Origin of the sequence: Paraburkholderia silvatlantica, from assembly GCF_003096715.1 — a bacterium.
GTDB classification, from domain to species: domain Bacteria; phylum Pseudomonadota; class Gammaproteobacteria; order Burkholderiales; family Burkholderiaceae; genus Paraburkholderia; species Paraburkholderia silvatlantica.
This window is the reverse complement of sequence record NZ_QEOL01000012.1, coordinates 38,152-55,862: the sequence shown is the minus strand read 5'-3', so window position 1 is coordinate 55,862 and position 17,711 is coordinate 38,152. Positions and strand designations below refer to the sequence as shown.

At 60.9% G+C, this 17,711-nt stretch carries 17 protein-coding genes; 8 read left to right on the top strand and 9 right to left on the bottom strand.

The features are described from left to right. Positions 1 to 54: 54 nt before the first annotated feature. The 4 genes from C7411_RS17270 to C7411_RS17255 form a co-directional block, all read right to left on the bottom strand. Positions 55 to 396: a hypothetical protein gene (locus C7411_RS17270; protein WP_110385476.1), complete on the bottom strand. Its 342-nt coding sequence runs from the start codon at positions 394 to 396 to the stop codon at positions 55 to 57. A gap of 140 nt (positions 397 to 536) precedes the next feature. After that, positions 537 to 1,892, bottom strand: a complete 1,356-nt coding sequence (locus C7411_RS17265) for a sensor histidine kinase (protein ID WP_110385475.1) — start codon at positions 1,890 to 1,892, stop codon at positions 537 to 539. A 152-nt stretch (positions 1,893 to 2,044) separates the two neighbouring features. Beyond that, the gene (locus C7411_RS17260; RefSeq protein WP_110385474.1) at positions 2,045 to 2,746 is read right to left on the bottom strand and encodes a response regulator transcription factor; all 702 of its coding nucleotides are present in this window, start codon (positions 2,744 to 2,746) and stop codon (positions 2,045 to 2,047) included. Between the two features lie 7 nt (positions 2,747 to 2,753). Further along, entirely contained in the window at positions 2,754 to 3,569 is an 816-nt protein-coding gene (locus tag C7411_RS17255) for a MipA/OmpV family protein (protein WP_110385473.1), read from the bottom strand. A gap of 689 nt (positions 3,570 to 4,258) precedes the next feature. On the opposite strand from C7411_RS17255, the gene C7411_RS17250 reads away from it, so the two are divergent. From C7411_RS17250 to C7411_RS17235, 4 genes are all read left to right on the top strand, one after another. Then, entirely contained in the window at positions 4,259 to 4,690 is a 432-nt protein-coding gene (locus C7411_RS17250; protein ID WP_110385472.1) for a MarR family winged helix-turn-helix transcriptional regulator, read from the top strand. Between the two features lie 72 nt (positions 4,691 to 4,762). Then, positions 4,763 to 5,326, top strand: coding sequence for an isochorismatase family protein (locus C7411_RS17245; protein WP_110385471.1), 564 nt, complete (start codon positions 4,763 to 4,765; stop codon positions 5,324 to 5,326). A 1-nt stretch (position 5,327) separates the two neighbouring features. Continuing rightward, the gene (locus C7411_RS17240) at positions 5,328 to 5,657 is read left to right on the top strand and encodes a hypothetical protein (RefSeq protein WP_110385470.1); all 330 of its coding nucleotides are present in this window, start codon (positions 5,328 to 5,330) and stop codon (positions 5,655 to 5,657) included. Beyond that, the gene (locus C7411_RS17235; protein WP_373682600.1) at positions 5,629 to 7,071 is read left to right on the top strand and encodes a DHA2 family efflux MFS transporter permease subunit; all 1,443 of its coding nucleotides are present in this window, start codon (positions 5,629 to 5,631) and stop codon (positions 7,069 to 7,071) included. The genes C7411_RS17240 and C7411_RS17235 overlap by 29 nt, the downstream gene beginning before the upstream one ends. A 71-nt stretch (positions 7,072 to 7,142) precedes the next feature. Here C7411_RS17235 and C7411_RS17230 read toward each other — a convergent pair whose 3' ends face one another. The 4 genes from C7411_RS17230 to C7411_RS17215 all read right to left on the bottom strand — a co-directional run bounded on the left by C7411_RS17230 (position 7,143) and on the right by C7411_RS17215 (position 11,120). Continuing rightward, a complete protein-coding gene (locus C7411_RS17230; protein ID WP_110385469.1) occupies positions 7,143 to 7,712 on the bottom strand; it encodes a methyltransferase in 570 nt (189 codons plus the stop codon). 21 nt (positions 7,713 to 7,733) lie between these two features. Further along, positions 7,734 to 9,536, bottom strand: a complete 1,803-nt coding sequence (locus tag C7411_RS17225) for a CocE/NonD family hydrolase (RefSeq protein WP_110385468.1) — start codon at positions 9,534 to 9,536, stop codon at positions 7,734 to 7,736. A gap of 121 nt (positions 9,537 to 9,657) precedes the next feature. Continuing rightward, entirely contained in the window at positions 9,658 to 10,623 is a 966-nt protein-coding gene (locus tag C7411_RS17220; RefSeq protein WP_110385467.1) for an SDR family oxidoreductase, read from the bottom strand. Positions 10,624 to 10,643: 20 nt separating this feature from the next. Beyond that, complete coding sequence (locus tag C7411_RS17215) at positions 10,644 to 11,120, bottom strand: NAD(P)H-binding protein (protein ID WP_110385466.1); 477 nt, start codon at positions 11,118 to 11,120, stop codon at positions 10,644 to 10,646. Between the two features lie 101 nt (positions 11,121 to 11,221). Here C7411_RS17215 and C7411_RS17210 point away from each other — a divergent pair, with 101 nt between their 5' ends. Continuing rightward, positions 11,222 to 12,172, top strand: a complete 951-nt coding sequence (locus C7411_RS17210) for an AraC family transcriptional regulator (RefSeq protein WP_110385465.1) — start codon at positions 11,222 to 11,224, stop codon at positions 12,170 to 12,172. A gap of 231 nt (positions 12,173 to 12,403) precedes the next feature. Here C7411_RS17210 and C7411_RS17205 read toward each other — a convergent pair whose 3' ends face one another. Beyond that, positions 12,404 to 13,558 carry a branched-chain amino acid ABC transporter substrate-binding protein gene (locus C7411_RS17205; protein ID WP_110385464.1) on the bottom strand — a complete coding sequence of 385 codons (1,155 nt, stop codon included), beginning with the start codon at positions 13,556 to 13,558 and terminating at the stop codon, positions 12,404 to 12,406. A gap of 305 nt (positions 13,559 to 13,863) precedes the next feature. Here C7411_RS17205 and C7411_RS17200 point away from each other — a divergent pair, with 305 nt between their 5' ends. The 3 genes from C7411_RS17200 (at position 13,864) to C7411_RS17190 (ending at position 17,572) form a co-directional block, all read left to right on the top strand. Continuing rightward, positions 13,864 to 14,946, top strand: coding sequence for a GlxA family transcriptional regulator (locus C7411_RS17200; RefSeq protein ID WP_243413194.1), 1,083 nt, complete (start codon positions 13,864 to 13,866; stop codon positions 14,944 to 14,946). 310 nt (positions 14,947 to 15,256) lie between these two features. Beyond that, the gene (locus C7411_RS17195) at positions 15,257 to 16,510 is read left to right on the top strand and encodes a D-amino acid dehydrogenase (RefSeq protein ID WP_110385462.1); all 1,254 of its coding nucleotides are present in this window, start codon (positions 15,257 to 15,259) and stop codon (positions 16,508 to 16,510) included. A 66-nt stretch (positions 16,511 to 16,576) separates the two neighbouring features. Then, complete coding sequence (locus tag C7411_RS17190) at positions 16,577 to 17,572, top strand: asparaginase (protein ID WP_110385461.1); 996 nt, start codon at positions 16,577 to 16,579, stop codon at positions 17,570 to 17,572. Positions 17,573 to 17,711: the final 139 nt, after the last annotated feature.

Below are 17,711 nucleotides of genomic sequence, written 5' to 3'. Positions count from 1 at the left end.
CGGAGGTCTCCGGTTTCATAAGGGATAAAGAACAATTCGAGCCGAGAACGCGAGTTAATCCGCGCAATGCTGTCCCTGCAGTTCCAGATACAACTGCACCAGCCACGCGTGGCGGCAGTCGTCCGCGATATGGACAGCACGACTGGGCGCATTTCGCCGCTCAAGCTTGCCGGCACGAAACGCCCGCCGGAAAGCACGTTTCGCGACCATTCTCAACAGCATCATGACAACCAGAGCGACGCTCCACGTACAAGCCTGCCACGGCCACTGCGGCGCACCGTCGGGAAGCAGGCCAGACACTTTGGCGATCCCGAAGCAGGGGACCATCGCGATGCAGGTCGAGATCGAAAGAAGCACAACGTTCGCGCGGAAGGAAATCAAGGCACGGGAATTCATTTCTCCTCACTGCGAAAGAAGGCGGCACGTAACGGCAATGCCAACGCCTTGCCCCCGATAAGGGAAGCAGACGTCGAGGAGAAAGAATAATGAAACCGGGAGGCTTACCGGGCACTTACCACGCGCCGAAAAATTGCGGGTCAGAATTGCAGAACAAACGATGTGCCGGATGTCAGCGAACTGACTGTCAACTGCCACTCGTGTGCGATGGCGATTTCCTTGCAGATGGCGAGCCCGAGTCCCGCGCCGTCGTGCCTGGCATCAGGCGCCCGCCAGAAACGATCGAACAGAAACGGTATATATTCCCGCTTGACCCCGGGGCCTTCGTCACACACGTGAATGGACGCGCTGTCGAGCAGAACAGACACCGTGCTGTGCGCGGGCGTCACGTTGATCGCATTTTCCAGAATGTTCTTTAGAAGCACGAACAGTGCGCTGCGGTCCGCCCAGATGGGAGAGACTTCGCCAAATACGTCGAGGCGCAGTTTGACTTGCCGTGAATCCGCCTTGCGCGACAGATATTCGATCACGTCATGCGCGACATCGATTGTATTGACCTCGCCGAAGGTGAAGTTCTGTGATTCGCTAACTTCGGCCAGGTGAAGGAGTTGCCGAACCTGGCGGCCCATCAGGTCAATGTCTCGCAACAGCATTTCCTTTCCTTCGATGCCCGGTTGCAGTTCGATTTGCCCCCGGATGAGCGCCAAGGGCGTCTGCAACTCGTGCGCCGCCGAAGCAAGAAACTGCTGCTGTACGGCAAAGCCGTTTTCGAGCCGCTCCAATGCTGCGTTGAAAGCGCCGATCAGCGGCGCGATCTCGCTTGGGATGCCTTTGGCTGACAGCCGCGTTTTCAGGTTGCGCGGCGAAACCAGCGCGGCCGCGCGCGACGCCTCTCTCAACGGCTTCAACATCCGATACATGGTCACTGTTAGCGCCAGTGCAAAGGTGATCATCGCGACGAAGATGGTGACCTTGACAACCGCGGGAATCGGTTTGGTTTTCTGGTTGATCACGGCGTTGACGAATCTGGCGCTCGTTGCGGTCTGTACGAAGAACGTGTGCTGACCACGGGAAACCTGCAGCGTCATCACATCGAACGGTTGACCATCGAGATAGATTTGCTGAGCTTTCCCGATATTCTTCGACAGATCGATGTCGCCCCACGCCGCGTCTTGTTGGGCGTCCCGCGACTGGAGTAGCACCGCTCCCATGCGGTCCAGTACGCGATACCTCAGTTCGGTCGGCAACACCTGAAACAGCCACGCAGTCTGCCCGGTCAAGCGCACTGATTCAGGTCGACCGGCTGCATCGAATTCAAGAGCGTTCAAGACCTGCGTCGCGTTCTCGAGTTGTTCGTGGCGTCCCAGCATCGCTTCCGGATAGTCATTGAAGGCGTACGTGACGACCATTGCCACGACAATCAGCGTGACGGTCAGCGCCGTGACGCTGGTAACCCATAAACGCGCCGAGAGACTGCGAATGACTTGATTGAGCATGATTCAGTCCATCATTGGGAACGGCGGTCGGGTTCCTGCCATCAACCTCCCCGGCTCATAAAGGACTGCCACGTCATAGCCGTTCGGTTGCAGGCAGGTGCGCAACGCGTGCCGGCAATCGGCATCGCCATGGATAACAAGAATTCCCGGATTCATCGATCACTTTTGTCCAAAGTTACAGGACGGTCGTGCAACGTGAAGCCAATTCCGCGTACATTGATGATCCGGACAGCCGCACCAACAGCGGTGAGTTTCTTGCGCAGGCGGTGGACGGTGACCTCGAGCGCATTCGGTGTGACCGCTTCTGTCATGCCCCACGCCGCATGTTCCAGCTCTGCGTGGCGCACGGTGCCTGCGTTGGACTTCACCAGCATCAAGATGATCTGAAGTTCGGCGGGCGCCAACTGGGTCGAATGCTCGCCGCAATGAAGCGTACGGTGCTGTGGATCGATCCTGACGTCGCCGAACGATGCACTCAGGCTGGTGAGCGTGGGGGGGCGCCGCATCAGGGTTCGCACGCGTGCAACCAGCTCGCTCATTGCGAACGGCTTGGTTACGTAATCGTCGGCGCCGCTTTCCAGACCGTCCACCCGGTCGTGCAGTGCATCCCGGGCGGTCAACATCAGACAGGGTGTCATGAATCCGGCCGAGCGCAGATTGCGCAGCAATGTCAGTCCATCTCCATCAGGCAAGCCCCGATCCACAATCAGCACGCCATACTCGGCGCGACGTACGCCGTATTCGGCCTGGGATATGTTGCTGAACACATCGGTCTCGATTCCGGCAGCTGACAGCGCCTTTCGGACCATCTGCGCCAGCCGTGCGTGATCTTCTATAAGTGCGACTCGCGACATCGTGGACTTACCTGAATCGGTAAAGATAGGCGACTTTTACTTGCGGTACGTAGCGCTTGCCGACCAGCGGGCTGTCGGTCGTGCCTGCACCGAGATGCGACACGCCGACGTCAAGCAACAGGCCTTGATGCGCGGTCAACCTGTAGTCGATCCGCGCGCCGACCGATTCGTTCCAGGTGGACCTTCCCGTATATTCGGGGCGTCCGGCACGCGCCTCGGACGGTCGCACACCGTAATAATAATCGACGTACTTATTGCTGAGCCACTCGATGCCGGCATGAGGCGCGAGTGTGAACCTGCCGTATTCGAATTCCTTGAAGAAACCGATTTCCGCCTGCTGCCCTTTGTTGCCGCCTTCCAGAAAGCTGCCCGACAGGGTACCGTATGCCGTACTCCAGGATAGCACCGGACCGTACCAGAATGCACCGTTACGATCCTGCATCCCGTTCAGGATTGCAGCATCCGAACCCTTGTAGCCATCGCCGACGGCATAGCTCCCGCGCAGCGCGAGGTTGACGCCAGCCCATTTGCCAACCTTGACGTCCAGCTCGGTGCCGAATGCGTGGATCCATTTGTTGTCGAAGTAAAACAGCGGAATTGGAGTGAACTTCGTTCCATAGTTTTTGTAGGGGGCCGATTCAATTCCGGCGCCGGCGCCAAGCCCCCAGTGCGTGACGTTGGTCGCATTGTTTAGAATGGTCAGTCCCGAATCGTCCGCATCGGGCAATTCCGGACGATCGGGACCGGCGCATGCCGCACTTGAATATAGGGCGGTCAAGACGATCCAGAAAATCCGTTGCTTGAAGAAAATGGTTGTGTTCACTGTCGGTCCTGAGGTAGAGGTAGCACGCGGAGGTACTCTAGGGCCGACTGACTTACCGCTCACTTACCCAAAAAAGTTACATCAACCAGGGAGACTGGTTTCGTGAGATCCGCGATGACTCGCCGTTCTTTGGTGCAGATTCAAGCGATATGGCTGGATTGATTGAACAGTTGCCCCGCTTAGCCGAAGCCGGCGGCCTGCGACCGCCGAAGGGCGTAATACTTCGCCGCGGCGCCCTAAAGGGTTTAGGGGTGAGCCTTTCCTGGTGCGCTCGACATTTTTTGGATATCCGTTTTTCGCGGTTAATTTGGGCTAAATTAGCCCTTCTCCGATCAATCGCGCCCGTGTTGATATGTGCCCGCTGTAGCTTTCGGCTCATGTGCTGATGGCGTCCGTTCGCGCGGCGGCTTCTCTGGCGCTTCAAACCCAGGCAAGTCCGCCAACGCCATGGAATCCAGGTCTGAAATGCCTTTATCAACGGCTCGAAACGACCGTGCAAACCGTGCGGGATGGACTTATATCGTTCGCAGAATGGCTTCGTATGTCTCGTCGGGATGTCTCACAGCCGTAGATCCCATAGAAGATCCCATAGAAGGCTTCCTTGAGCCTGTAGGCCCCGTTTCCTGCAGAGATGCCCGTTAATGAAAGATAAACTTGCAAGTTTATCTTTCATATAATATAGTGCGGTGATGACAGTCGATTCCTCCCTGGACATTGTTGCGAAGGATCTCACGGCCGCGATCAGTCGATTGCTGCGGCGACTACGCACTGAAGCCAATCCGACCGAGTTGGCCCTTTCGCAGATGGGCGTCCTCGCTCGTCTGGAACAGGTCGGACCCATGACGACCGCGGATCTGGCGCGCGCCGAACTGATGAAGCCGCAGTCGATGGGCGTCATTCTGGCAAGTCTTGAGCAGGAAGGGCTGATCGAGCGTCAGCCCCACCCGACGAATCGTCGCCAGATCCTTTTTGTGTTGACCGAGACTGGCGTGGCGGTGAGAACAAGCCACCGCGCCATGAAGCGAAACTGGTTGGTCGGGGCCCTCGGCCAACTCGATCCCGCCGACCTGAAGGCACTTGTCGCTGCGATCGCGGTCATCCGGCAGGTCGGCGATTCCTGACCTTCGCTCGTACCACCGCCGTTGGCGGTGCAGTGCAGAGGTAGATCAACCTCAATTCCTTAGGATACCTGCATGAATGCAACTCGACTGGACCTCAAAACTGCGCTGATCGTCATTGACCTGCAGAAGATCGTTGCATCGATTCCCGCTGCCCATCCCTTCACGAACGTGCTGGAGAACGCCTGTCATCTGGCGGCAAATTTCCGCCAGCACGGTCTTCCCGTCGTGCTGGTGAACGTCGTCGGAACGGCGCCGGGCCGGACTGAGCAGCATCACGCAGGCGGCGCGCTCCCGCCGGACTGGTCCGAGCTGCTGCCGGAATTGAATCAGCAACCGCAGGATCATCTCGTATCCAAGAAAACCTGGGGGGCGTTCACCGGCACCGGTCTCGAGGCGCACCTCAAATCCGCCGGGGTCACCCAGGTGGTGATCTGCGGCGTTGCGACGAGCGTGGGTGTCGAATCAACCGCGCGGCAGGCCCATGAACTTGGTTTCAACGTCACCCTCGCAGTGGACGCCATGACGGATATCAGCGCGCAAGCGCACGCCAACAGCCTTGAGCGAATCTTTCCGAAACTCGGCGAGACGGGCACAACCAGGGAGATTGTCAATCTCCTTTCGAAAAGGAGCACCTGAAATGTCCTGGCTTTTCCTGCTTGCTTATTTCCTCGGCGGTTTCTTCCTGGCGAACGCTGTGCCGCATGTCGTGAGCGGCATGATGGGGCGGCGATTCCAGAGCCCGTTCGCCAAGCCGCCTGGAGAAGGCCTGTCTTCATCGAGCGTCAACGTGCTCTGGGGTTTCTTCAATATCGTTATCGGCTACCTGCTGGTCTGCCGCGTCGGCGATTTCCAGTTGAGGGATACGGCAGACATCCTCGCTTTGGGTGCCGGCGCATTCCTGATCTCACTGTTTTCGGCGCGGCATTTCGGCCGTTTCAATGGTGGCCATGTCACAAACCCCTCCTGAAAAAGCCGTTGATACCGCGGACGCGCCTGCGACGGACCGGCTTGATCCTTCGGTCTGGAAAATTGCCGGCGTCGCGCTTTTCGGGGCATTGCTCGCCCAGCTCGACGCGACGATCGTCAACGTCTCACTGTCGAACCTCGCGGTGAAACTCAACAGCAGCCTTTCGACGATCCAGTGGGTCACGAGCGGCTATCTGCTGGCACTCACTCTGGTTCTGCCGCTGAACGGATGGCTGGTCGACCGCATCGGCGCAAAGGCGCTCTACCTGTGGTGCTTCTCCGCGTTCACGCTGTGCTCGGCGCTGTGTGGCATTGCCTGGTCGGCGCCCTCGCTGATCGGGTTCCGTGTCCTGCAGGGCGTCAGCGGCGGGCTCCTCGCGCCTATGACGCAGATGATGATCGCTCGGGCTGCGGGCAGGCACATGGCCCGCGTAGCAGGCTATATGGCGCTTCCTGTGCTGCTGGCCCCGGTCCTGGGTCCCATCATCGCAGGCGCCATCCTGCAATATGCGTCCTGGCGCTGGCTGTTTCTGGTCAATCTGCCGATCGGAGGCATCGCACTTGTGCTGGTGATCCTGTTCCTCCCGAACGATCAGAATGAGACGACGCGGCGAACGTTGGACTGGTTCGGTCTCGCGTTGCTCTCGCCCGGGCTGGTGATGTTTCTGTATGGCTCCGGGCGCCTCGACCACATGGCGGGACGCGGTATTCTGGCAACCGGCGTCGCGATGATGGCGGCCTTCCTCTGGACGGTGCGGCGAAAGGGCGACGATGCGCTGATTGATCTGCGGCTGTTCAAGGGCAAGGTCTTCTCCACCGCAGCCATCACGCAATTTCTATCGAACGGCGGCATGTTCGCCGGCCAGATGCTCATCCCGGCCTTTCTCATCCAGGCGTGTGGCCAGGCGCCCGGCAAAATGGGCTGGATGCTCGCGCCGCTTGGCATCGGCATGATGCTCACCAATCCCTTCATGGGCGCGCTGACGGACAGATTCGGCATTCGGCGCGTGTCTGCGGCAGGTGCCCTCCTGACACTCGTCGCTACACTGCCCATGCTGTACCTCGCGGCCAACGGGCTGAATCTGCTGGTTCTCCTACCCGCTCTGTTTTTACGGGGACTGGGCATGAGCGGCGTGGGCCTGCCGTCACTGAGCGCCGCCTATGCTTCAGTGCGCCGGGAGCAATTGCCGATGGCGACAACCTCGCTCAACATCGTCCAGCGCCTCGGTGGACCGACGATGACGACGCTGTGCGCCACGTTCCTGGCGTGGAAGCTAAAATCCCCCGGCGTTAGCCATGCGGTTTCGAGCGCGTATGGGTGGGCGTTTCTGGTTCTCTGCGGTATTCACGCCCTTGCATTTATCTCGGCGGTTCAATTGCCGCGTCGCCTGGACGACGTGTCGATCCGCGACTGAAAAGTGGATGTCGCGCAGTGGGAGGAGAAGGTGACTGTGTTGTCGTCTCCCCTTGCCTCTTGACATGCATCTCAGACCCGGGCGATGTCGTCGCCGTCCTTGACCGCCCAATGACGACCGGGCCAGATGTAGAGGGCGACGCTCCCGCGTAATCCTCTCCGGCGCACGGCCGACGCCCGGCGCTCCCGGAACAGGAATGTGTTGGTCACGACGAAGGTTCCTGGCCTGGCAGCCTTGTCAAGGAAGTTGCCCAGCTTCGCCATAACGCCCGGCATCAGATAACAGACGATTGCATCGGCGTTGCCGGGATCGCCATGAAAGAAATTCCCCCAATTCAGCGACACGTTAGGCAGGTGGTGCGTTCTCAGGCGCGATACCAGATACGGAAATAACGATATCTCCACGCCCTGAACGGACGCCTCGGGGAATGCTCGAGCCAGCGCAATGACGAGCGCGCCCCATCCGCTTCCCAGATCGACGATCAACGCGTGCTTTGGCAGCTTCGCATGCTCGAGCAATGCGACAATGTCGTCCACTTCCGATCTTCCTGATGAAAGCGTCGGCACACCTGTCAACGCAGCGGAGATCAAGAGCGATGCGCCGACGAGCAGTGTCAGGAAAACGGCAAGATACGGAATCATTGAAGCCGCCACGATATTGACTCAGCTGCGAGGCGGGACGTGAGGCAACAACAAGTACGATGCATGCTGGCTACCCGTTACGACAGTGTCCGTTCCACCGTACAGGGCGGGATCGCGATTGGGATGAGCTGCGAAGAACAGCCCGGAATGGCTGTCGTCCGGAAGAGCGTAGTCTTTCGCATGCACAACGGGCGCGCCGGGTCCATAGCCGAAGTCCTTCCCCTGGATCGTCAGGGCCAGGCGGTACCCCCTGGGAATCAGGATGCTCGTGGGCTCCGTGAACTCCACGTCAACAGGATACAGTTGTCCAGGTGTCATGGGCTCGGCAGCAAGGTGCGGATGAAACGGCTGCCAGACCGTGGATTTCGCCGGGTCGACTGCACGGTGCGAACCCCGCAGATAGCCAAGATCGAGCGGTACGTTCGGATCGCTGTTTCCCATGAAAGTGACATCACGGCCTTCGGGATCGATGAGCCGGACTGCCGCAAAAATGTCCATATCTGCCGTCGAGGAACTGACCCACAGTCGCAAAGCGACTGGACCCGTGAACTCGGTTTCGTTCGTAAATGGCGCGGTCGTAAATGTCAGCCCTTCACCTGAACCCGGCCAGGATTTCGCAGCTGTCGGGGCGGCTTCGAGCGCCGGGTCCATCGATCCGCTCGCGGCGTCCAGGTAGTAGGGTTGCCAGTTCGTATCAGGCAATGGCCACGCCTTCTCGTCTCGCCAAGTCGTGCCGTCTGGGCGCCTGACCTGCACGGCGACACGCGGCTCCTGTTCCCAGCCGTTGTCGATGCCTTTCAGGAAATGATCGAAGAAGCGCTTTTGCAACGCCAGCGCCTCGTCCGAATAAAAGGGCGTCAAGTGGTCGCCGGTCTGGATGCGCAGCCACTTCTGCCTGCTGGCCGCCGCAAGATAGCCCTGCGTGCTCCAGTCGGTCCAGTTGGCGACGTCGAGCAACGGCACCGTGATCCGGCGCCCGTCCGGTGTGCGCCCGCGATACCAGGCGTCGTCGAACGGATGCCTGGCGAAGGCTCCGACGGGATCGATGCGGTTGTCATTCAGACGCGCCTGCGAAAGCGGTAAGCCGGTGTCCTTGCCGCCCCCGATGGAATCAATCAACGGCGTCCCGGCGTTGCCGTTCTGGTTAGGCACGACCTGATGTTCCCACCAGAACTGCCACGCCACGTTGAGGATGCCCCCGTAGTAAGCGATCTCGCGATATTGATCGAAGGCGCCTTCCCAGGGGAGGATCGCGGCGAGGCCTTCGGGCTTGAGAGCGGCGACCTGATACTGGTTGATTGCCTGGAACGATGTACCGAGCAGACCAACCTTGCCTGTGCTCCATGGCTGATGCGCAGCCCAGGTAATCAGCGTCGCGTAGTCTTGCGTTTCGCGCGGCGAAAAAGGATCGAGGACACCCGGTGATGCGCCAGCGCCACGCACGTCGGCGTGGATAACAACATAGCCGTTCGGAACCCAGCGTTCCGGATCGGGAGCCTCGAACCGGATATATCGGCAGGACGACATCTTGCACAGGTCGGGATACTTCGCGATGAGCTTGGCCCACGACGTCCTGTACGCAGGCGCATCGGCCATGCTGGTGTCTTTGCCATAAGGCCCCATCAGCATCAGCACCGGGTAACGGCCAGGCTTGTCCGGACGATAGATGTTGATGCTCAGTTTTGCGCCATCGTTCATGGCGACAGGCACATCATGATCGAATAGCATCCCCGGCACGCCACTGTCGACACGCACAGCCCGTGCCGGCTGCGCGAACGCGATAAAAAAGGCCGCGGCAAGCGGCGCAAGTCTGGTTAAACGCATCCGCACTACTCCTCGTTGTTGTGGAACCCGCTTCGCCGGGCCATTCAGGCGGGCGCTCGTTTCCGCGTACACGGCAATCACGCGTTGGTGACCCGGTGCCATGTCCGGAGCACGAGAGACGCTAACGACGTCCGTCACGCAAGGAAGCCACAAGGTCGGTCATCAGCTGCGGATGCCGCGGCTCCCAGCCCAGTCGTTCCCGCGTGGCCTGACTGGAAACCGGGTTATCGGCGCTGACAAAGGGCGCCAGCCAGCCAAAATGCCTCGCGGCGTTTTCAGCCGATAAAGGCATGACCCGGACGTCGAGATGGCGTCCAATCGCCTCCGCGATCTCACGAAACGGGATGCTTTCCTCGGCCACAGCGTGATAGCGGGCCCCCGCCTCGCCGGTTTCGAGCGCAAGCCGGAACAGCAGCGCTGCGTCGAGCCGGTGCACGGCAGCCCATCGGTTGTTCCCGTCACCCGGATAGGCGGAAATCCGCTTCTTCCGCGCGATCTCGATCAACCGCGTGACGAGCCCGAGCCTGGTTTCGTCATGCACCGACGGAGGCAACCGGACGACCGTGGCATGCACGCCGCTTGCGACGAGATCCAGTGCTGCCTTTTCAGATTGCGCCCTGAGCCCGCCCACCGCGCCGGGATCAGCGGCGTCAATTTCAAGCGCCGGACGCCCCTGGGCCATCGCCATCGTCGGAAACGCAATAACCAGCGAGCCTTTCCCTGCTTCGAGTGCGCCACCGAATGTCTCGATGGCGCGCCGCTCTGCTCCGACGGCCGCACTTGTGAACCGCTCGACAATATTCGTCGGGCGACCGCCGAAGAGGATTCGTACACGGGTACCTGGGCTGGCTTGCGAGAGCGCATGAAAGAAGGCGGTGTGAATGACGCCGTCCGCAGCTGCCGCAGCCCGCCGAAGGACATGGAGATCCTCGATCGACCCGCGGCAAGCCCGAGCCCCCAGGGCTTCAAGCGACGCAGCGGCATTCGCCGAGCGTACAAGGCCGGTAACCTCATGGCCGGCGTGGACGAGACTGCGAACGACAGCGGAGCCTATGAAGCCTGTGGCGCCCGTGATGAAAACCCGCATTCCGGGCTCCTTCGGTGTATTCAGTGGGAGGATGTGGCCGATCCGATGCTGAAATAACCGGATTGCGTAAGATCGGCGAGAAGGCCAGCGTGCTCAGGCGTCCAGCCCAACAGCGCCCGCGTGCGATCACTCGTAGCAGGCGCGTCAATTGCCGCGAATGGCGCAAACCATCCGAAATGCTCAGTGGCCTCGTCCGGTGAGAGTGAAACCAGCGGTAAGCCCAGGCTACGGCTGATGGCCCCAGCGATGTCCTTGAGCGCAACGCCCGTTTCGCCGATTGCATGAAAAGGGATCACCGCATCCGCTTCGGAAGCCCCCTCGCGCAAGCGCTCGACATCTTCGAGTGAGCCGACGAGCGATCGCGCACCGGCGGCGACAAGTTTCTCTACACCCTGTGCGGAGCGGACCAGACCGATGACCTGATGTCCCGCTTCAACCAGTTCCCGAACGACGGCTGAGCCAACCCAGCCAGTCGCCCCAGTGACAAATACGCGCATAACCCACCTCCTGATCATTTAAGCGACAGGTTAAGGATTTGGCGCTGGACGAACTATGGCGTAGAGTTCGTATTTAGTTTTAGATCGTTCGGAATTGATACGTGGATCCACTATCGGAAGTGTTGTCGTTACTGAAGCTGCGCAGCTATGTATCCGGCGGATTCGATGCGAACGGCGACTGGGCCGTGCAATTCGGCGCACACGACGGCATCAAGTTTCACGCGGTGCTCCGCGGCGAGTGCTGGGTTTGGGTCGAGGGGGTACCCGAGCCCGTGAAGGTCAGTGAAGGCGAATGCTTCCTGCTGGCGCGAGGAAAGCCTTTTCGTCTCGCCAGCGATCTGGCCGTCGAACCGGTCGACGTCCGTACGCTTTTGCCACAGGCCCAGGATGGGCGCATCGTGACGTACAACGGCGGGGGCAAGTTTCTGAGCATCGGCGGCTATTTCACGCTAGCCGATGGCCAGGCAGCCGATCTGCTGTTAAGCATGCTGCCGCCCCTTGTCCATGTCCGCGAGGAACCGAATCGGGCAACCCTGCGATGGTGCATCGAGCGCATGAGGCAGGAATTGAGCGATGTGCAGCCGGGCGATTTCATCGTCGCGCAGCAGTTGGCTACCCTGGTCCTTGTCGAGGCGCTACGACTTCATTTGTCGAACGAGCGCCGTGAGAGCGTCGGTTGGCTTTTCGCATTGTCCGACAAGCGTATGCGGGCTGCGATCGCTGCCATGCACGCCTCGCCGGGCCGCAGGTGGACCGTGCAGACCATGGCCGAGCAGGCGGCGATGTCGCGCACGACGTTCGCCCTCCGATTCAAGGAAACGGTTGGTCTCTCGCCCATGGAGTATTTGACGCGCTGGAGAATGATGCTGGCCGCAGACCGATTAATCCATTCCCGCGATTCGGTTTCGGAAGTCAGTCTCGCCCTTGGCTACGAGTCCGAGAAGTCCTTTAGCACAGCGTTCAAACGAATGATGAACTGTTCTCCACGCCAATACAGTCGACAGCGAAAAGCGGGAACGACCGATACTGATGGGGCGGCGCAACCTCAATGAGGTATTTGCGGCGGTGCGTCGTACACCCGTCAAACTGAACGGCCGCTATCTGGCACGCAAGCCCCGGCGCAGCGTCGGGGCGTCAAAAAACAGAGCGCCAGGATGCCGAGTGCCGCTGCTCGCGCCGCCGACGCGACGCACCGATGGCAGCGGGGACGGCCGTGAAAACGACTAACCGGACGTTTGCATCGACTGCAAGCATGCCGGTCAGGCTGTTGGGATTTAGGGCGTCTATTGCTTCACGACGTCAAGCAGCGTTTGCTTGCCGCCGACATACTTGTAGAGCGAGATCACGCCGTGCTTCAGGTCGCCCTTCGAGTCGAACTGTGTTTCGCCGAGCACGCCCTGATAGTCGGTGGCCGGCATCGCCGCGAGAATCTTGTCGGGAGCAGTCGAGCCCGCGCGCTTCATCGCTTCGACGATGACGTAGACCGCGTCATAAGCGAACGGCGAATTGAGCACAGGATTGCCGCCGAAGCGCGCTTTGTAATGTTCCGTGAAGACCTCGCCCTTTCCCTTCTTTTCAAGCGGCGCACCGGCGATCGAGCAGATCACGTCGTCGGCCGCATCGCCCGCGAGCTTCGAAAGGTCGTCCGCACAAAGGCCGTCACCGGCGAGAATCTTCTGCTGCATGCCGAGTTGCTTCGCCTGCTTCGCGAACGGGCCGCCCGTCGCGTCAAGGCCGCCGTACATGATCGCGTCTGGCTGCTCGCCCTTGATCCTGGTCAGGATCGCACGGAAGTCGGTCGCCTTGTCGTTGGTCGCGTCGTGTGAGAGCACCACGATGCCGTCGGCCTTCGCCTTCTTCTCGAACTCATTGGCAAGGCCTTGGCCGTACGCTGTCGCGTCGTCGACGATCGCCACCTTCCTGACCTTGAGCGTCCTGGTCGCATAATCGGCAAGCGACGGCCCTTGCTGCGCATCCGTTGCCACGACGCGGTACGCCGTCTTGAAGCCTTGCTGCGTATAGGCGGGATTGGTGGCCGACGGCGAGATCTGCACGATGCCGGCATCGCTGTAGATCTTCGAGGCGGGAAGCGTCGTCCCCGAGTTCATGTGGCCGACGATCGCGGCAACCTTGTCGTCGACGAGCTTTTGGGCAACCTGCGTCGCCTGCCGCGGATCGCCAGCGTCGTCCTCCGTTTCGAGTTCGAGCTTCACATTCTGGCCACCGATGACCAGACCCTTCTGATTGATCTCTTCGACCGCCAGGCGCGCGCCGTTCTCGGTGTCCTTGCCCAGGTACGACGCAGGGCCGGTTATGGGCGCGACCTCCCCGATCTTCACTACCTCATCGGCCTGTGCGGCACCGACCGCGACGCTGACCAGCATTCCCAGAATGCCGGCAGTCGCCACACCGCGACCCAACCTTACGCTCTTGCTCATTGCTCTACCTCATCAATAGTTATGTCTTGACCAGGAAGGCGGCCACTGCGGACGTTCGTTCAAACACGCGAAACCGCATCCGCCCTAAACAGCCCGTCTCACTCGCTACGATCCAGTGGGACCGTCCCCGACGCATCCATCTTCAACCACGCGGCGCCACTCATGTTTTGATGGCGGAGTCGAATTTATGCGTCCACAAAACGCCGGCATTGCACCGATCTGCCAGAAAACAGAATAAATGCGACAACCGGATGCCAGGCGGCGGCACCCTATAATGTGGGGGTTTCGAGTCGATGATCCCGCGCATGCGCCCAACAGACGACACCCCGGCCGTTACGACACCCGCTCACGAACTGGTCGGGCAACTGGACGAACTGTCGGGCACGCCCGAGTCGTCCAGCCGCCGCTCCGGCGCTGAGCTCAATGTCGGAATCCTGCTATGGCCGCGCTTTCCGCTGCTCTCGCTGGGAGGCCTATGTGACGCCCTTCGCCACGCGGCCGACCGCGGCGACCAGAGCCGCCAGCTGCGCTGCGTCTGGACGACGATTGGCACGCAAAACGGCACCGTCGAATCGAGCTGCGGCATTGCCGTGCCCGTGCAGGCGGTGTTTCCGAACGTCGAGCAATTCGACTACGTCGTCGTCATCGGCGGACTGCTGCCCAATCTCGACCAGGTCGACAAACGCTATTGGGATTATCTGCACGAGGCCGTGCGCGCCGACATTCCGCTCGTCGGCATCTGCACGGGGAGCTTCGTGCTCGCGCGCGCCGGCCTGATGCAAGACCGTGTTGCCTGCGTTCACAGCTTCCACTTCGAGGACTACCGCAACATGTTTCCGTCATTGCGCGCCGTCACTCACGCCGACTACCTCATCGACGGCGACCGCATCACCTGCGCCGGCGGCATTTCGGTGATCGAGCTCGCCACCCGGCTCATCGATCTCCATTGCGGACCAGATCGCGCGTCCAAGGTCATCCATCAGATGACCGTCAGCCGGCGCGGCGGATCGTCGTTCGTCGAACGCCGCCGGGCGCTCGGCTATCTGTCGGTCGAAGACGCGAGTGTGCGCCATGCCGTCCTGCTGATGGAAGAAAACCTCGAAGCGCCGCTCACGATCGCAGTCATCGCGCGAATGATCGGCACGAGCGTGCGCCAGCTGGAGCGAGCGTTCATGACCGAAATGAAGGCATCCCCGAACGAGTTCTATCGGCGCATGCGGTTGCGCTACGCGCGGTGGATGCTGCTCAATACCTCGCGCAAGGTCACCGACATCGCCTACGATTGCGGCTTCGCCGATTCCGCCCATTTCATCCGCGTCTTCCGTGAGGCCTACGGCATCACGCCGGGCAAGGTACGCAGCCCGCGTACCGGCCCCGTCGCGGACTGACGGAATCGGTCCCGCGAAAGCCGCGGTGCTTCCGTCCACTTCGCTCTCCCGCTTTCGTCGCGCTGGGCAAGCCCCTCTCCCGGGCCGCCTGCGTCGTCCGAACTCCCTCTGCCCACATCATCAGCGCATGTCGCTTTTGTTCTATTTTTCTTCCGATCGGTGCAATCTCGGCAGCCGTGCTTAACCGTACATTCGGTCACGGGGGATAAGGGCGCTACGACACGCTCATGCCGCAAGCAAGCCACGTGCATAACACAGCATCGATCGCGACATCGCCCCCCGATCGTTAAGAGACAACGGAACGAGCCACATGCAAATAACGGTATTGGGTGCAGGGGTCATCGGACTGACGAGTGCCTACTATTTGAGCCGCGCCGGGCATCGCGTCACCGTCATCGATCGCCATGCCGAGGTCGCGAGCGAAACGAGCTTCGGCAACGGCGGCCAGCTCTCGTACAGCTACGTCGCGCCTCTCGCTGGCCCCGGTGTGCTGTCGAAGCTGCCTGTCTGGCTGAGTCGACGTGATTCGCCCGTGCGTTTCAAGCCGTCCGCGAGCCCTGAGCAATGGCGCTGGTGCATCGAGTTCGCACTAGCCTGCACGAAGAATCGTAGCAATCTCACCACGCGCAGACTGCTTTCGCTGTCATTCCTCAGCCGCACGCTGATGCATGAGCTCGTGCGCGAAGAGTCGACGCTCGATTTCGACTTCTCGCACTCCGGCAAGCTCGTCTTGCACCGAGATGCGCACGCAATGCAAAGCGCCGTCGAGCTGCTCGAGTTTCAGCGCACGCTCGGCTGCGAGCAGCAGGCGCTCACGTCCGACGAGTGCGTTTCGCTCGAGCCGGCACTCGAGAGCGTCCGCGCCGAAATTGCGGGCGGCATTTATACGCCGAGCGAGGATACGGCCGACTGCCACCGCTTCTGCAAAGGTCTCGAGTCCTTGCTGCGCGCGCGCGGCATTCGCTTCGAGATGAATACGTCGATCGACGCGCTGCGCAGAACCACTCGCGGGCGTGTCGAAATCGTAAGCGGCGATATCGCGCTCGACGCCGATCAGATCGTCGTCGCCATGGGCACCGGCGCTCAACGGCTACTCAAGCCCCTGGGCCTTCGCCTCCCCATCTATCCGCTCAAGGGCTACAGCCTCACGTACCAGCTCGGTCCACGCGCGATCGCACCGAAGCTCAGCGTGACCGACTTCACTCGCAAGGTCGTCTACGCGCGCTTCGGCGACCGGCTGCGCGTGGCGGGGATGGCCGACCTCGACGGCTATTCGCTCGAGCCGGACCCGGCGCGCGTCGCCGCATTGCGAGCGGAGACGGCCTCGCTATTTCCGTTCGCCGCGACCGACGCGACCGCAGCGTCCGAGTGGACCGGGCTGCGCCCCGCCACGCCGCGCGGCGCGCCGATCATCGGACCCACGCCATACCGGAACTTATGGCTCAACGTCGGACATGGCGCGCTCGGATTCACGCTCGCGACCGGATCGGCGGCGCTGCTCGTGAGCTGGCTCAACGATGTGCCGGATCCCGCGCTAACCGAAAATTTCAGATTCAGCCTCTGAGCAGCGCGTTCGGCATGCGCATGGAGCGCCCTCCTCAACCTCAACAAAATCCATTTCGATACCGCAATGAGAAAGAAGGCCAATATCGTGGTAATCGGCACCGGCGGCACCATTGCGGGCCGGGGCGAGACCGCTTCCAACACCTCCGCCTACGCATGCTCGGTGTTGACGATCGACAGGATTCTGGCCGCAATTCCGGAGGTGTCGTCGCTTGCGAACCTGCGCGCCGAGCAATTGATGCAAACAGGCTCCGAGAACTTCAACAACGAGCATCTGCTGAAAATCGGCAAGCGCGTATCCGAGGTGCTCAAGGATAACGACGTCGACGGCGTGATCGTCACACACGGCACCGACACGATCGAGGAAACGGCCTACTTTCTGCATCTGACATTGAAGAGCGTGAAGCCCGTGGTCGTCGTCGGGTCGATGCGCCCGCCGTCGGCCATGAGCTCCGACGCGTCGTTGAATCTCTATGACGCGATCGCAGTGGCCATTGCCCCGGCTTCGCGCGGCAAAGGCACGCTGGTCGTCGCCAATAACGAAATCCATACCGCTCGCGACGTCATGAAGACCAACAGCTTCAAGCTCGAGGCTTTCCGCTCGCCGTACGGTGCGCTCGGGTACGTGGCGGAAGGAGAGCCGCGTTACTACAGGATGCCGTCGCGAGACCATACAGTGCTGACCGAATGGTCCATCGACAGAATCGAGATCCTGCCGAAAGTCGACATTGTCTATGCTTACGGCGCGCTCGGCGAAGAAGTAATCGGCACCGTGGCTTCCGAGGCGAACGGCCTCATCTATGCTGGAACCGGCAACGGCAATGTGGCGGAGCACATCGTCGGCCCGCTCGTCGCAGCGACGCGCCAGGGGCTGCATGTGGTACGTGCCTCCCGCACGGGCAATGGCGTGGTCATCCGCAATGGCACGCAGCCCGACGACGACTACGGCTGGATCGTTGTCGACGATCAGGCGCCGCAAAAAGCTCGCATCCTGCTGATGCTGGCGATGCTGAGCAACCCCGACAAACGATGCGCGCTGCAGGCTGCCTTTTATCGGTATTGAAGCGCGCCGGGGGCGCTGCAGCCACGCCCCCCCCCCCCGCCTGTGGCGTGCCCATTACCGCTTCCCAAGGCCGATCCGGCAGCACTTCGCATTGTCGAGACATCGGATGACCGGAAAAAGTCATCGTCTCGTGATCGAG